At 68.8% G+C, this 14,952-nt stretch carries 17 protein-coding genes and 1 pseudogene; 17 read left to right on the forward strand and 1 reads right to left on the reverse strand.

The genetic code is table 11. The annotated features are described in order from the left end of the window. From rho to G6017_RS16680, 17 genes are all read left to right on the forward strand, one after another. Nucleotides 1-1,428: transcription termination factor Rho (rho, locus tag G6017_RS03230; protein ID WP_182615936.1), on the forward strand; the 1,428-nt coding region annotated here is incomplete at its 5' end. Beyond that, the gene (gene prfA / locus G6017_RS03235; protein ID WP_182610722.1) at nt 1,425-2,510 is read left to right on the forward strand and encodes a peptide chain release factor 1; all 1,086 of its coding nucleotides are present in this window, start codon (nt 1,425-1,427) and stop codon (nt 2,508-2,510) included. The genes rho and prfA, both read left to right, overlap by 4 nt. A gap of 3 nt (nt 2,511-2,513) precedes the next feature. Beyond that, nucleotides 2,514-3,464 (forward strand): N5-glutamine methyltransferase family protein, encoded by a 951-nt coding sequence (locus tag G6017_RS03240; protein WP_347237937.1) that lies wholly within the window; start codon nt 2,514-2,516, stop codon nt 3,462-3,464. Then, the gene (locus G6017_RS03245; RefSeq protein ID WP_179525557.1) at nt 3,461-4,114 is read left to right on the forward strand and encodes an L-threonylcarbamoyladenylate synthase; all 654 of its coding nucleotides are present in this window, start codon (nt 3,461-3,463) and stop codon (nt 4,112-4,114) included. The genes G6017_RS03240 and G6017_RS03245 overlap by 4 nt, the downstream gene beginning before the upstream one ends. A 15-nt stretch (nt 4,115-4,129) precedes the next feature. Beyond that, nucleotides 4,130-5,290, forward strand: a complete 1,161-nt coding sequence (locus G6017_RS03250) for an MraY family glycosyltransferase (protein ID WP_179525556.1) — start codon at nt 4,130-4,132, stop codon at nt 5,288-5,290. 10 nt (nt 5,291-5,300) lie between these two features. Beyond that, nucleotides 5,301-5,747, forward strand: coding sequence for a Cg1360 family ATP-synthase-associated protein (locus G6017_RS03255; protein WP_179525555.1), 447 nt, complete (start codon nt 5,301-5,303; stop codon nt 5,745-5,747). A gap of 202 nt (nt 5,748-5,949) precedes the next feature. Beyond that, nucleotides 5,950-6,741: a F0F1 ATP synthase subunit A gene (gene atpB, locus G6017_RS03260; protein WP_179526265.1), complete on the forward strand. Its 792-nt coding sequence runs from the start codon at nt 5,950-5,952 to the stop codon at nt 6,739-6,741. Nucleotides 6,742-6,841: 100 nt separating this feature from the next. Further along, the gene (locus tag G6017_RS03265; RefSeq protein WP_182609679.1) at nt 6,842-7,081 is read left to right on the forward strand and encodes an ATP synthase F0 subunit C; all 240 of its coding nucleotides are present in this window, start codon (nt 6,842-6,844) and stop codon (nt 7,079-7,081) included. Nucleotides 7,082-7,112: 31 nt separating this feature from the next. Continuing rightward, nucleotides 7,113-7,688, forward strand: coding sequence for a F0F1 ATP synthase subunit B (locus G6017_RS03270; protein WP_179525554.1), 576 nt, complete (start codon nt 7,113-7,115; stop codon nt 7,686-7,688). A gap of 14 nt (nt 7,689-7,702) precedes the next feature. Continuing rightward, nucleotides 7,703-8,521 (forward strand): F0F1 ATP synthase subunit delta, encoded by an 819-nt coding sequence (locus G6017_RS03275; protein WP_179525553.1) that lies wholly within the window; start codon nt 7,703-7,705, stop codon nt 8,519-8,521. Nucleotides 8,522-8,626: 105 nt separating this feature from the next. Next, nucleotides 8,627-10,267, forward strand: a complete 1,641-nt coding sequence (gene atpA, locus G6017_RS03280; protein ID WP_179525552.1) for a F0F1 ATP synthase subunit alpha — start codon at nt 8,627-8,629, stop codon at nt 10,265-10,267. A 54-nt stretch (nt 10,268-10,321) separates the two neighbouring features. After that, a complete protein-coding gene (locus G6017_RS03285) occupies nt 10,322-11,308 on the forward strand; it encodes a F0F1 ATP synthase subunit gamma (RefSeq protein WP_107747341.1) in 987 nt (328 codons plus the stop codon). A 3-nt stretch (nt 11,309-11,311) separates the two neighbouring features. After that, nucleotides 11,312-12,760, forward strand: a complete 1,449-nt coding sequence (atpD, locus tag G6017_RS03290; protein ID WP_107747342.1) for a F0F1 ATP synthase subunit beta — start codon at nt 11,312-11,314, stop codon at nt 12,758-12,760. A 9-nt stretch (nt 12,761-12,769) separates the two neighbouring features. Then, nucleotides 12,770-13,141 carry a F0F1 ATP synthase subunit epsilon gene (locus tag G6017_RS03295; protein ID WP_179525551.1) on the forward strand — a complete coding sequence of 124 codons (372 nt, stop codon included), beginning with the start codon at nt 12,770-12,772 and terminating at the stop codon, nt 13,139-13,141. A gap of 59 nt (nt 13,142-13,200) precedes the next feature. Beyond that, nucleotides 13,201-13,650 (forward strand): DUF2550 family protein, encoded by a 450-nt coding sequence (locus G6017_RS03300; protein ID WP_182609675.1) that lies wholly within the window; start codon nt 13,201-13,203, stop codon nt 13,648-13,650. Nucleotides 13,651-13,704: 54 nt separating this feature from the next. Then, on the forward strand, nt 13,705-14,385 hold the full coding sequence (nucS, locus tag G6017_RS03305) for an endonuclease NucS (protein ID WP_179525549.1): 681 nt from the start codon (nt 13,705-13,707) through the stop codon (nt 14,383-14,385). Nucleotides 14,386-14,398: 13 nt separating this feature from the next. After that, entirely contained in the window at nt 14,399-14,701 is a 303-nt protein-coding gene (locus G6017_RS16680; RefSeq protein ID WP_259843874.1) for an Rv1322 family protein, read from the forward strand. On the opposite strand, the pseudogene G6017_RS03310 reads toward G6017_RS16680, so the two are convergent. After that, nucleotides 14,682-14,952, reverse strand: a pseudogene (locus G6017_RS03310) (hypothetical protein); the annotation flags it as partial. The gene G6017_RS16680 and the pseudogene G6017_RS03310 overlap by 20 nt on opposite strands.

A 14,952-nucleotide genomic window follows, 5' to 3' on the forward strand; every position in this document is an offset into this window, starting at 1 on the left:
CGCGATCAGCAGGGCCAGCAGAACCGTGACCAGCAGGGCGGGCGCGGCCGCGGTCGTGACCAGCAGGGCGGGGACAACGGCCCGCGCGGCGACGGTCAGAACCGTGATGACGACGACGGGAGCGGCCGCGGTCGTCGAAGCCGTCGCCGGCGTGAGCGCAACCGCGGTGGTGGCGGTGGCCGTCCGTCGGAGGGCGAGACCGAGGTGCGGGACGACGACGTCCTCCAGCCGGTCGCCGGGATCCTCGACGTGTTGGACAACTACGCGTTCGTCCGCACCTCCGGTTACCTCGCGGGTTCGAACGACGTCTACGTCTCGATGAACATGATCCGCAAGCACGGCCTGCGTCGTGGCGACGCGATCACCGGCGCGGTCAAGATGCCGCGGGACGGCCAGAGCGACACCCAGAACGACGGGCCCGGCAGCGGGCAGGGTGGCGGTCGTGGCGGCAATCAGGGTGGCAAGAACCGGGCGAAGTTCAACCCGCTGGTCAGGATCGACTCGGTCAACGGAGGGCCCCTCGAGGATGCCCGCAACCGTCCGGAGTTCGGCAAGCTCACGCCGCTCTACCCCAACCAGCGTCTGCGCCTCGAGACAGAGAAGAACATCCTCTCTACCCGCGTGATCGACCTGATCATGCCCATCGGCAAGGGGCAGCGAGCGCTGATCGTCTCCCCGCCCAAGGCGGGCAAGACCACGATCCTGCAGAACATCGCCAACTCGATCGCGGTCAACAACCCCGAATGCCACCTCATGGTCGTGCTCGTCGACGAGCGACCGGAGGAGGTGACCGACATGCAGCGGTCGGTCAAGGGTGAGGTCATCGCCTCGACCTTCGACCGTCCGCCGTCGGATCACACCCAGGTCGCCGAACTCGCGATCGAGCGGGCCAAGCGGCTGGTGGAGATGGGGCAGGACGTCGTGGTCCTCCTCGACTCGATCACCCGGCTGGGCCGCGCCTACAACAACTCGTCGCCCGCGTCGGGGCGCATCCTGTCCGGTGGTGTCGACTCCACGGCGCTCTATCCGCCCAAGCGGTTCCTGGGGGCGGCGCGCAACATCGAGAACGGTGGGTCCCTGACCATCATCTCCACGGCGATGGTCGAGACCGGGTCCGCCGGCGACACGGTGATCTTCGAGGAGTTCAAGGGCACCGGCAACGCCGAGCTCAAACTGGACCGGCGCATCGCCGAGCGGCGCGTGTTCCCGGCGGTCGACGTGGGCCCCTCGGGCACGCGCAAGGAAGAGCTTCTGATGACGCCCGAGGAGGCCGGTGTCATGCACAAGCTGCGGCGCGTGCTGTCGGGCCTCGACTCGCACCAGGCCATCGACCTCCTGATGTCGCAACTGCGCAAGACCAACACCAACTACGAGTTCCTGTTGCAGGTGGCCAAGACGACCCCGACACTGCCGCAGGACGAGGAGTGACAGAGGCCCCGGGACGATCGCCGTCCTCGGTCGACGACGTCCTCTCCGAGTACGGGGGCCTCGAGGCGCAGCTGTCGGACCCGGCGCTCCACGAGGACCCGGTGGCCGCGCGCAGGGTGGGCAAGCGATTCGCCGAGCTGACCCCCGTGGTGCAGTGCTACCGCGCGCTGGAGTCGACCCGGGGCGATCTGTCCGCCGCGCGTGAACTGGCCGGTGACGACTCGTCGTTCGCCGAGGAGGCCGAGCGGTTGGCGACCGAGGCCACGCGCCTGGAGTCGCGCCTGGCCGACCTGTTGGCACCGCGGGACCCCCATGACGCGGACGACGTGCTCATGGAGATCAAGTCCGGCGAGGGAGGGGAGGAGTCGGCCCTGTTCGCGGCGGACCTGGCCCGCATGTACACGCGGTACGCCGAGAAGCACGGGTGGGTCGTCGAGGTCCTCGGGGTGACCGAGTCCGACCTGGGCGGCTACAAGGACGCCTCGTTCTCCATCCGGTCCCGGCACCCCTCCCGCGAGGGCGTGTGGTCGCGACTGAAGTTCGAGGGCGGGGTGCACCGCGTCCAGCGGGTACCGGTCACCGAGTCGCAGGGCCGGGTCCACACGTCGGCCGCCGGCGTGCTGGTGTTCCCGGAGCCCGAGGACGTGGGGCCGGTCGAGATCGACGAGTCGGATCTGCGGATCGACGTCTACCGCTCGTCCGGCAAGGGCGGGCAGGGTGTCAACACCACCGACTCGGCGGTGCGGATCACGCACCTGCCCACCGGAACTGTCGTCACGTGTCAGAACGAACGCAGTCAGCTGCAGAACAAGCAGCGCGCACTCGAGGTCCTCGCCGCCCGGCTCCAGGCGGCGGCCGAGGAGGCCGCGAGCGCCGAGGCCTCCGAGGGCAGGTCCACCCAGGTCCGTACCGTCGACCGGTCGGAGCGGATCCGCACCTACAACTTCCCGGAGAACCGCATCGCGGATCACCGGGTCGGGTTCAAGGCGCACAATCTCGACGCCGTGCTCGACGGTGACCTCGACGCGGTCCTGGACGCCCTGGCCGCCGAGGACCGTCGCAGACGTATGGAAGACGCGTAGGCCGTGGACCCCCGCCCCGTGCCGGCGACCGGGGTCGTGAGGTCGGCGGCGCGCGAGCTACAGGCGGCCGGCATCGACTCCGCACTCGTGGAGGCGCAGTTGATCTGCGCACACGTCCTGGGTGTCGGACGCTCCGCGCTCCCACTTGTCGAGGGGGTGGGCGCGGCCGGGGTCGCCGAGGTCGGACGGATAGTCGCCGCCCGCACCCGCGACCGGACCCCGCTCCAGTACCTGCTCGGCCGGGCCGTGTCGGGGCGACTCGACCTCGCGGTGGGCCCGGGGGTCTTCATCCCCAGGCCGGAGACGGAACTGCTCGTCGAGGACACGCTGTCCGCCCTCCGGCCTCCGGGCGTCGGACCGGGCCCGGTCGTCGTGGACCTCTGCGCCGGTAGCGGCACGCTGGCCCTCGAGATCGCCCACGCCAGGCCCGACGCGCAGGTCCACGCAGTCGAACTTCACGAGAGCGCGCTCGGGTGGCTCCGGCGCAACGCCGCCGAGCGGGTTGCGGCGGGGGACACCCCGGTGGTGGTCCACGCGGGTGACGCCACGGACCCCGACGTCCTGGCGGGCCTGTCGGGCAGGGTCGACGCGGTGGTGTCCAACCCGCCGTACATCCCACGGTCCGACGAGCTCCCGGTGGACGTGCTCGGGCACGAGCCGTCGACCGCACTGTTCGGGGGAGATGACGGCCTCGCCGTCATCACGCCGCTCGTCGGCGTCGCGGCCGGCCTCCTGGTGCCGGGTGGGCACCTGGCGGTGGAGCACGACGACACGACCGGCGCCGAGGTCGCGGCGGTGGTCTGGGCACAGGGATGCTTCGGTACCGTGGAGCAGCACACCGACCTCGCCGGACGCCCGCGCTTCGTCACCGCGACGAGACTCGACCGTCCAGGCGGCGATCATCACGACGACGACGAGGTCGACCCGAGAGCCCGGAAGGGGATCACCCGGTGACCATCACCTACGACTGCACCGAGGACACCGGTCGGGAGGTCGGCCTCAGTTCCGCGGCCGGCGCACTACGTGCCGGTCGGCTCGTCGTGACCCCCACGGACACGCTCTACGGCATCGCCGCCGACGCCTTCGACCCGGACGCCGTCACCCTCCTGCTCTCGGCCAAGCGTCGCGGCCCGGACATGCCCGTCCCCGTCCTGGTGGGATCCTGGGAGACCATCGACGGCCTGGTCGTGAGTACTTCGGCGACCGCGCGCGACCTCATCCGCGCCTTCTGGCCCGGAGGTCTGAGCCTGATCGTGCACCAGGCGCCGTCACTGAACTGGAATCTCGGGCACACCCAGGGCACCGTGATGCTCCGGATGCCGCTGCACCCGGTCGCGATAGAGCTCCTGCGGGAGGTCGGCCCCCTCGCCGTCTCCAGCGCCAACGTCTCAGGTCAACCCCCGGCCACGACGGTCGCGCAGGCGCGTGACCAACTCGGCGACTCGGTCGCGGTCTACCTGGACGGCGGCCCCTGCGCGGTGGGGGAGCCCTCGACGATCGTCGACCTCACCGGACCCGCCCCCCGGATCGTCCGGGAGGGGGCCGTGAGCGCGGAGCGTGTCGGGGAGGTCCTGGGGACCGACCCCGCGGCCCTGCGTGGCTGACCGGGTGGTCTGACCGTGGGAATAGGGGTGCCGTTCCGCGAGCTCCTGCTCATCGCGGTGACGGCCGGCCTGGTCACCTTCGTCGTCACGGGTCTGGTCAGGGGAGTGGCGCCGGCGATCGGGGGCCTGGCCTATCCCCGCGACCGGGACGTGCACGTCGTGCCGACGCCCCGCCTCGGCGGGGTCGGCATCTTCACCGGGATGCTGGTCGCGGTCTACCTGGCCGCGCAGCTCCCGGCTCTCAACCGGGCGTTCCCGCCGTTCGCCCCGGACGTGGAGGCGACGATCATCGCGGGCGGGGTGATCGTGCTGGTGGGGATCGTCGACGACATCCTCGGTCTCGGAGCGGTGACCAAGCTCGCCGGTCAGGCGGCAGCGGCCGGCGTCCTGGTGGCCATGGGCGTCTCGTGGACGTTGGTGTACATCCCGTTCGGGGACGGCAACATCCTCGTCCTGGACCAACTCCAGGCGGGGTTGCTCACGGTGGTCTTCACCCTGACGATCGTCAACGCGATGAACTTCGTCGACGGCCTGGACGGCCTCGCCGCCGGGCTCGGCGCCATCGCGGCCATGGCGATCTGTGTGTTCTCCGTCGGGATCATGCTCGACCAGGGCGGCACCGTCGGGGCGTACCCCCCGGCACTCGTCACCGCGGTCCTGGCCGGGGCGTTGCTGGGTTTCCTGCCCCACAACTTCCAACCCGCCCGGATCTTCATGGGCGATTCGGGTTCGATGCTGATCGGCCTCGTCCTCGCCGCGGCCTCCACCAGCGCGTCCGGGAAGATCTCACAGAGCCTGTACGGGCCGCAGGAGATGATCGTCCTGCTCTCGCCGATGATCGTGGTCGCGGCCGCCATGTTCGTTCCGATGCTCGACCTCGTCCTGGCGGTGATCCGCCGGGTCGGCGCCGGCCGCAGTCCGTTCGCCCCCGACAAGATGCACCTGCATCACCGCCTGCTCGACCTCGGTCACTCCCATCGGCGGGTCGCTCTGGTCATCTACGCATGGGTCTCCCTCATCGCGTTCGGTGCGGTCGGGGCGACGATGCTCCCCACCGAGGTGATCGTCCCGCTCGCGGCCGCCGGACTCATCGCGGTCCTCGCCGCCACCCTGGTCCCGCGCCTGAGGAGTTCGAGGGGTGAGCGCGACACGAACGGGCCGATCGGTCCCCGCTAGGCTGCTCGCCATGACGGACATCCCCGCGACACCCGCGCAGCCCGCCGAAAGCCCACACACAGCCGGCCTCCGCAAGGCGGTGCGGCTCGGCGCGGTGGCGCTCGTCGTGCTCACCGTGATCAGCGCGGCGGCATGGACCGCCGTCGACGGGACCCCCGGGCTGTGGGGTGCGCTGATGGGCGCCGCGGTGGGCGGCGCGTTCGTGCTCACCACTGCGATCGTGGTCATCGCCACGGCCCACTCGGCGCCCCAGACGACCGCGGCCGTCGTCCTGGGGACCTGGCTGGTCAAACTCCTCGCCGCCATGGGGGTCGTGGCGGCGCTCTCCCGATTCGACTTCTACTCGCGGCCCGCCTTCGCCGTGACCGTCATCGCCGCTCTGATCGTGGTCCTGGCGGGGGAGACGTGGGCGGTCCTCAAGACCCGGGCTCCGTACGTGGAACCCGATGCCGGCTGACGGGTCCCCCTGTGACACCGGCCCGAGACCAGGGTGTTATCCTCATCTGCGGTGAGACGAGCACGTCACCGGGCTGCACCACGGCCCGAGGCGGTCGCGCGGAATCCCAACTCGGCCGCGAACACCGGGCCACTCGTACCGAACGCGCTCGGGCGTACGTCGCCCAACACGACCAGGGGAGAACACACTGAGTACCACGCTTCTGGCCTTCAAGGGCGAGTTTCACCCCCCGAACATTGACTACGAGTTCTTCCCTGCCGATCAGTGGCTGACCGGATTCGCCGGTGACGCGTTCGTGCTGGACCGGCTCATGATCATCCGTCTGCTCATGACCGTGGTCCTCCTGGGCTTCTTCATGCTCGCCATGCGGAACCCCAGGTTGGTCCCCCGCGGGGTCCAGAACTTCGCCGAGATCTGCCTGGACTTCGTCCGGGTCCATATCGCGGAGGAGATCCTGGGGAAGGAGCAGGGACGCCGTTTCCTGCCGATCATCGCGACGATCTTCTTCGCGGTGTTCGCGATGAACCTGCCCACGATCATCCCGGGACTCAACATCTCGCCGAACGCCAGGATCGGCTTCCCGCTGATGCTCGCGCTGCTGGGCTACCTGACCTTCATCTACGCCGGTTCCAAGAGATACGGGTTCGCGAAGTTCATCAAGGCGAGCGTGGTGATCCCGGGGCTTCCTCCGGCTCTGCACATTCTGGTCGTCCCGATCGAATTGGTGTCGACGTTCATCCTCCGCCCGGCCACGCTGACCATCCGTCTCATGGCCAACATGTTGGCGGGGCACCTGATCATCGTCCTGCTGTTCAGCGCCACGAACTTCTTCTTCTGGCAGTTCAACGGCTGGACGCTGCTGGCGGTGGGCACCTCCCTGCTGTCGGTCGCCTTCACGCTGTTCAAGCTGTTGGTGCTGTTCCTCCAGGCGTACATCTTCGCGCTGCTGGTCTCGGTGTACATCGACCTCGCGCTCCACGCGGAGAGCCACTAGAACCCGGGCCGTCAGGCCTGACACGACCACCCGTCAACCCGACAATTCACGTCCGACCGGAGCGGGAAAGCCCGCGCCGGCCATCTGAAAGGGAAACCCCATGGACATCGTCACTCTCGCCCAGGCCACCGAGTCGACCGTGAGGGGCTACGGCGCGATCGGCTACGGCCTCGCCGCCATCGGCCCCGGTATCGGCATCGGCATCCTCGTCGGCAAGACCGTCGAGGGAATGGCACGTCAGCCCGAGATGGCCGGCACCCTCCGTACCACGATGTTCCTCGGCATCGCCTTCACCGAGGCGCTCGCCCTGATCGGTATCGTCGCCGGCTTCCTGTTCTGATCGACGACCACCGACCTCGTAGGGACGCACCATGAACAACGTCATCGCCATCTTGGCGGCCGAGGGTGGAGAATCACTCCCCCTGGAGGACAGCCCCAACCCGCTGATTCCTCCGCTGTATGACATCGTCTGGTCGCTCATCCCGCTCGCAGTCATCCTGTGGCTCTTCTGGAAGTTCATCCTCCCGAAGTTCCAGCAGGTTCTCGACGAGCGTTCCGAGCGCATCGAAGGCGGTCTGCGTCGTGCCGAGCAGACCCAGGCCGAGGCGAAGGAGGAGCTGGCCAAGTACAAGGCCCAGCTCGCCGAGGCGCGCAGCGAAGCGGCCAAGATCCGCGACGACGCGCGTGCCCAGGGTCAGCAGATCCTCGCGGACATGAAGACCGAGGCGCAGGCGGAGAGCGACCGCATCGTCGCCGCCGGCAACCAGCAACTCGCCGCGCAGCGCCAGCAGATCATCGCGGAGCTCCGCAGTGACCTGGGGCGTCAGTCGGTGGATCTCGCGGAGCGACTCATGGGTGAGCAGCTGTCGGATCCGGTCCGGCGTTCGGGCACCATCGACCGCTTTCTGGCAGACCTCGACCGGGTCCCCGGCGCGGGCAAGAACTAAGGGAAGTGGAGCCGATGCACGCAGCGAGTCGCGAAGCGCTCGACCAGACCCGGAGCGAACTGGAGCAGACCCTGGCGGCGAACCCGTCCGGGGGAGCGACCGGCGCGAAGGTGGGCCAGGAACTCTTCGAGGTCGTGCGCGTCCTCGAGGACAACCGCGCCCTCCGGGTCTCCGTGGCCGACACCGCGGCCCCGGTGGAGGCCCGACAGGACCTGGTCCGTGGGGTGTTCGGGTGGAAGGTCGACCAGACCACCCTCGATCTGCTCCTCGCTGCGGTGTCCCGTGACTGGTCCAACCCGCGGGAGTTGCGGGAGGGCCTGATCCGGCTCGGCCGGGAGGCGCTCCTGCGATCGGCGGACCAGCAGGGACAGCTCCAGGCCGTCGAGGACGAGTTGTTCAGGCTCGGCCGCATCGTCGCCGGAGATCCCCAGTTCGAGCAGCTCCTCGCTGACCGGACCGCGGAGGCGGGAGCCAAGCGGGGGCTTCTCGCGGAGGTCCTGTACGGCAAGGTCACCGCGGTGACCGAGGCCCTCGCCTCGCAGGCCGTGGACCGCCCGTCCGGCATGCCCGCGGACGACATCATGGAGATCTCGACCCAGGCCGCGGAGTTGCGCGGGCGCTCCGTGGCGGTGGTGACCAGCGCCGAGCCGTTGACCGAGCAGCAGTCGGATGATCTCAGGGCGCGCCTGGCCACGCTGTACGGGCGGGAGATCGCCATCCACAACGACGTCGATCAGGCACTTCTGGGCGGCGTGGTCGTCCGCGTCGGCGACGAGATCATCGACGGTAGCGTGGCAGGACGGCTCGACGCGATGCGTCGTTCCCTTCGCTGACCAGCTGGTCCGGCACAAGACGAGCTGCGACTCGGCCGTGTTCCAGCGGTGGCGGCTCAGGTACACACCCATAAAGCACATCCCGACTTTGAGAGCAGGAATGACATGGCGGAGTTGACGATCTCCTCCGAAGAGATCCGCAGCGCGATTGCGAATTACACCTCGACCGTTTCGACCGACGCGACGAAGGAGGAGGTCGGCGTCGTCGTCGACACCGGTGACGGCATCGCGCACATCAGCGGACTCCCTTCGGCGATGGCCAACGAGCTGCTGGAGTTCCCCGGCGGGATCCTCGGTGTCGCACTGAACCTCGAGGACCGCGAGATCGGTGCGGTCATCCTCGGTAACTTCGACGAGATCGCCCAGGGCCAGGAGGTGCGCCGCACCGGGAACGTCCTCTCCGTCCCCGTCGGCGACGGCTTCCTCGGCCGCGTCGTCAACCCGCTCGGCAAGCCCATCGACGGCCTCGGCGACATCGAGTCGGCCGGTACCCGCGCCCTCGAGCTGCAGGCACCGTCCGTGCTCGAGCGTCAGCCCGTCGAGGAGCCGATGCAGACCGGCATCAAGGCCATCGACGCCATGACGCCGATCGGCCGCGGCCAGCGCCAGCTGATCATCGGTGACCGCAAGACCGGCAAGACCGCGGTCTGCATCGACGCCATCCTCAACCAGAAGGCCAACTGGGAGTCCGGCGACAAGAGCAAGCAGCTCCGGTGCATCTACGTCGCCATCGGGCAGAAGGGCTCCACCATCGCGGGCGTCAAGGCGACGCTCGAGGAGCACGGCGCGATGGAGTACACCACCATCGTGGCGGCCCCGGCCTCCGACTCGGCCGGCTTCAAGTGGCTCGCGCCGTTCACCGGCTCGGCCATCGGTCAGCACTGGATGTACGAGGGCGCCCACGTCCTGGTCGTGTTCGACGACCTGTCCAAGCAGGCCGACGCCTACCGTGCGATCTCGCTGCTGCTGCGCCGCCCGCCGGGTCGTGAGGCCTACCCGGGTGACGTCTTCTACCTGCACTCCCGGCTGCTCGAGCGCTGTGCCAAGCTCTCCGACGAGATGGGCGGCGGCTCCCTGACCGGCCTGCCGATCATCGAGACCAAGGCCAACGACGTCTCGGCGTTCATCCCGACCAACGTCATCTCCATCACCGACGGCCAGGTCTTCCTCGAGTCCGATCTGTTCAACCGCGGTGTGCGCCCGGCGGTCAACGTCGGTATCTCCGTTTCGCGAGTCGGCGGCGCCGCCCAGACCAAGGGCATGAAGAAGGTCTCCGGTTCGCTGCGTCTCGATCTGGCCGCGTACCGCGACCTCGAGTCCTTCGCGACCTTCGCCTCCGACCTGGACGCGGCGTCCAAGGCCCAGCTCGAGCGCGGGCAGCGTCTGGTGGAGATCCTCAAGCAGGACCAGAACTCGCCGGTCGCCGTGGAGGACCAGATCGTCTCGATCTACCTCGCCGGCGAGGGCTTCTACGACACCGTGCCCGTCGAGGACGTCCGTCGGTTCGAGGGCGAGCTGCTCGAGAGCCTGCGGCACTCCGCTGCCGACGTCTACAGCCAGATCGACGGCGGGGCGGCGCTCTCCGACGAGTCCAAGGCGACGCTCGAGGCCAAGACCAACGAGTTCAAGGAGGGCTTCGTCGCCTCCGACGGTTCGCGGGTGGTCAACGAGCCCGAGGCCGAGGCGCTCTCGGAGGACGAGATCGACCGTGAGACGCTGACGGTCACCAAGAAGAAGAAGGCCTGAGGCCTGCGATGACAGCCATCCGATTCAAGGCCGAGAGGAGAGTGATCTGACGCAATGGCGAATATGCGTGAACTGCGCGACCGGATCAAGTCGGTCAACTCGACCAAGAAGATCACCAAGGCCCAGGAGCTGATCGCCACCTCGCAGATCTCCAAGGCCCAGGCGAGGGTCGCGGCGGCCCAGCCGTTCGCCGATCAGATCACCGCCATCCTGACCGACCTCGCCAGTGCGTCGTCGGTCCAGCACCGGATGCTCAACGAGCCGGAGGACGCCAGGCGTTCCGCCGTGCTCGTGGTGACCTCGGACCGCGGGATGTGTGGTGGCTACAACCACAACGTCCTCAAGGAGGCCGCCGAGCTCATCGCGTTCCTCGAGGACGCCGGCCGCGAGGTCGACATCTACGTGCTGGGCAACAAGGGCATCGTGTACTACACGTTCCGCGAGGTGGAACTCGCCGGTTCGTGGCAGGGACACTCCCAGAAGCCCGACTACCAGGAGGCCCGTCCGGCCTTCCAGCTCCTGTCCGCCGCCTTCGCGGCCGGCGGCGAGGAGACGTTCGACGCGACGGAGTTCCTCGGGAGCGACTATCCCGGGGACACCACCCGCAAGGGCGTCGACGAGGTCCACATCGTCTACACCCAGTTCAAGTCGATGCTCACGCAGACCCCGCGTGCGCGGCGACTGGCCCCGATCGAGACCCGCGTCGAGATCGAGGAGCTGGATCTGGGCGAGGACTACATGGATTCGCCGGAGACGGAGTTCAAGCCGGAGGTCACCTTCGAGCCCGATGCGGACACTCTGCTCGACAACCTCCTCCCGAGGTACATGTCGACGAGGGCGTTCGCGTCGCTGCTCGAGTCGGCGGCGTCGGAGTCTGCGGCACGCCGCACGGCAATGAAGTCGGCGACGGACAACGCGACCGAACTGGTGGAAGGCCTGAGCCGCGAGGCCAACCAGGCCCGCCAGGCACAGATCACCCAGGAAATCAGCGAGATTGTCGGTGGCGCTGGTGCGCTCGCCGCTAGCGCAGGAAGTGACTAAGCAATGACCACAGCTGTTACCGATCAGAGCACGACGGGCACGGCCGGTCTCACCGGTCGGGTCGCCCGCGTCCTGGGTGCGGTCGTCGACGTGGAATTCCCGCGTGGCGCCCTCCCGGCCCTCTTCAACGCACTCACCACCGAGATCACCCTCGAGGCCGTCGCCAAGACGGTCACCTTCGAGGTCGCCCAGCACCTCGGCGACAACATGGTGCGCTGCATCTCCATGCAGTCCACCGACGGACTCGTCCGCGGCGCGGAGGTCGTCGACTCGGGCAAGCCGATCTCGGTGCCCGTCGGCGACGTCGTCAAGGGCCACGTCTTCAACGCCCTCGGCGACTGCCTCGACGCCCCCGGCACCGGCCGGGACGGCGAGCAGTGGGGTATCCACCGCGAGCCGCCCGCCTTCGACCAGCTCGAGGGCAAGACCGAGATCCTCGAGACCGGTGTGAAGGTCATCGACCTCCTCACCCCGTATGTCAAGGGTGGCAAGATCGGCCTCTTCGGTGGTGCCGGTGTCGGCAAGACCGTGCTGATCCAGGAGATGATCACCCGTATCGCCCGCGAGTTCTCCGGTACGTCGGTGTTCGCCGGCGTCGGCGAGCGCACCCGTGAGGGCACGGACCTGTTCCTCGAGATGGAGGAGATGGGCGTCCTCCAGGACACCGCCCTGGTGTTCGGCCAGATGGACGAGCCGCCGGGGACGCGTATGCGCGTCGCGCTCTCGGCTCTGACCATGGCCGAGTACTTCCGTGACGTGCAGGGCCAGGACGTCCTGCTGTTCGTGGACAATATCTTCCGCTTCACGCAGGCGGGTTCCGAGGTCTCGACCCTTCTCGGTCGCATGCCGTCCGCCGTCGGTTACCAGCCGACCCTCGCGGACGAGATGGGCATGCTGCAGGAGCGGATCACCTCGACGCGGGGTCGATCCATCACCTCGCTCCAGGCGATCTACGTCCCCGCCGACGACTACACCGACCCGGCGCCGGCCACCACGTTCGCGCACCTCGACGCCACCACGGAGCTGTCCCGCTCGATCGCGTCGAAGGGCATCTACCCCGCGGTGGACCCGCTCACCTCGACCTCCCGGATTCTCGAGCCGGGCATCGTCGGGGAGGAGCACTACCGGGTGGCGCAGCAGGTCATCCAGATCCTGCAGAAGTACAAGGAGCTGCAGGACATCATCGCCATCCTCGGTATGGACGAGCTCTCCGAGGAGGACAAGGTCACCGTTCAGCGTGCCCGTCGCCTCGAGCGCTTCCTCGGCCAGAACTTCCTGGTCGCCGAGAAGTTCACCGGCCAGGTCGGCTCGGTCGTCCCGCTGTCGGACACCATCGAGGCCTTCGACAAGCTGTGCAAGGGCGAGCTGGACCACCTCCCGGAGCAGGCGTTCAACGGTATCGGCGGTCTGGACGACGTCGAGGCGGCCGCCAAGAAGCTCTCGGGGAAGTGACCGCTGACCATGGCTGACATCGAGGTCGAGTTCGTCACGGTCGAGCGTCGTTTCTGGTCCGGTACCGCCACCATGGTGGTCGCCAAGACCACCGAGGGCGAGATCGGAATCCAGTCCGGGCACGAGCCGCTGCTCGGCGAGCTGGACGCCGGTGGCACCGTGACGGTCTACACGGACGAGGGCAAGAAGGTCGCCGCGGTGCAGGGCGGGTTCCTCTCCGTGACGGCGAACAAGGTCAGCATCCTCGGCGAGACCGCGGAGTGGTCGGAGTCCATCGACCGCGGCGAGGCCGAGCGCGCGCTGTCCGAGGCAGGCGACGACCAGGCGGCTGCCGCAGCCGCACGCGGTCGGCTCCGCGCGGTCGAGAAGGCCGGCGCCTAGCAGTACGGAACGGTCCGCCCGTGACCTGACGGCCGCGGCCACCGGAAGGGGTTGAGCAGATGGCGATCACCGGGATCATTCTCGGTGTCGTCGTGCTGCTCGTCCTCGCCCCGGTGGTCGCGGCCGTCGTCTATCGACTGGTGGTCGTGCGCAGGGACTCCACCTCGGTCCTGGTCAAACGGGACGGGGGAGACGCGTGGCGTCACGGAGCCGTCCGCTACTCCGACACCGACCTGGCGTTCTACCGGTTGTTGAGCGTGAGGTTCGGGGCTGACGTCCGTCTCGACCGCAGAAGCCTCGAGTTGGGTCCCCGTCGTCAGCCGACGGGGCACGAACTCGACGTCGCCGAGTCGGGGGAGCTCATCGTGTCCTTCTCCGGCCACGATCGCAGGGGTGGGATCAGGGAGGGCGAGATCTGCGTGGGGCCCGCCGAGCTGACCGCACTGCTGGCGTGGGTGGAGGCCTGCTCGACCGATCAGGTCCGCTCTCCGGCCCGCCGTCGGCGCTGACAGCCCTACAGGGCCCTGAGGGCCGTCCGGCACATCCCGATTCCAGGAGGAACCGTGCGTCTCGTCGTCGCCACCTGTCAGGTCGACTACGTCGGCCGTCTGACGGCCCACCTGCCCATGGCACCCAGGCTGCTGCTGGTCAAGGCGGACGGGTCCGTCAGCGTGCACGCCGACGACCGCGCGTACAAGCCGCTCAACTGGATGACGCCACCCTGTTCGTTGGTCGAGCAGGAGCACCCGGATGACCCCGGACACCAACTCTGGGTTGTCGAGAACAAGGCCGGCGAACAGCTCCGGATCACGCTCTCCGAGGTCCACCACGACTCCCGGCACGAGCTCGGTGTGGACCCCGGGCTGGTGAAGGACGGTGTCGAGGCTCATCTCCAGGAGTTGCTGGCCGAACACATCGAGACCCTGGGGCCGGGATACAGCCTGATCCGCCGCGAGTACATGACCGCGATCGGTCCGGTCGACATCCTGGGGCGGGACGCCGACGGCGTCACCGTGGCGGTCGAGATCAAGCGTCGAGGCGAGATCGACGGCGTGGAGCAACTCACGCGGTATCTGGAACTGCTCAATCGCGACCCGCTGTTGTCTCCGGTCAGCGGGGTGTTCGCCGCCCAGGTGATCAAGCCGCAGGCCCGGACCCTCGCCGAGGACCGCGGCATCCGGTGCGTGACCCTCGACTACGACTCTCTCCGTGGGATCGAGTCGACGGACCTGCGGCTGTTCTGAGGGCGGGGACCGGGTGCCGAGACGTCACAGACGCGCGGGGACGGGCCGTCCGGCGCCCCGGCGGGAGGGGCCGGGTGGCGGTGCGCTCGAATCCGGCCCGTCGGGTGACCCGGATGACTACCACGTCCGGCGCGTCCCCGGATCGCGCGCCGGTAAGGACTACCGTTGCCCGGGATGCGACCAGGTGGTCCCCGCCGGGACCCCACACGTGGTGGCGTGGCCGGACAGGCCGGGGGGCGACGACGAGCGCCGCCACTGGCACAGCGGATGCTGGTCCGGGAGGGGCAGCCGGGGTCTCACCCGTCGTTGGAGCTGAGCCGTGGGTCGACGAGCCCCGGGTCGGCGGGCATGACCGCATCGTCGTCCGGGCGGCCGGGAATGGGCTCCAGCCTGGCACGGATCGCCGCCAGATCGGCCAGGACGCGCTCTCGGACCGACCGCAGTTCCTCGGTGTGTCGACGCGCCGTCGAGACCAGCGATGCAGCCTCGGCCGCGGCGCGGTCGACCGTCTCGCGGGCCTCGTCCTCGGCCTGACGTCTCACGGCGTCCGCCGCGGCGACCGATGCC

Source organism: Dietzia sp. B44 (assembly GCF_014145245.1).
In the GTDB taxonomy this organism is placed as follows: domain Bacteria; phylum Actinomycetota; class Actinomycetes; order Mycobacteriales; family Mycobacteriaceae; genus Dietzia; species Dietzia natronolimnaea.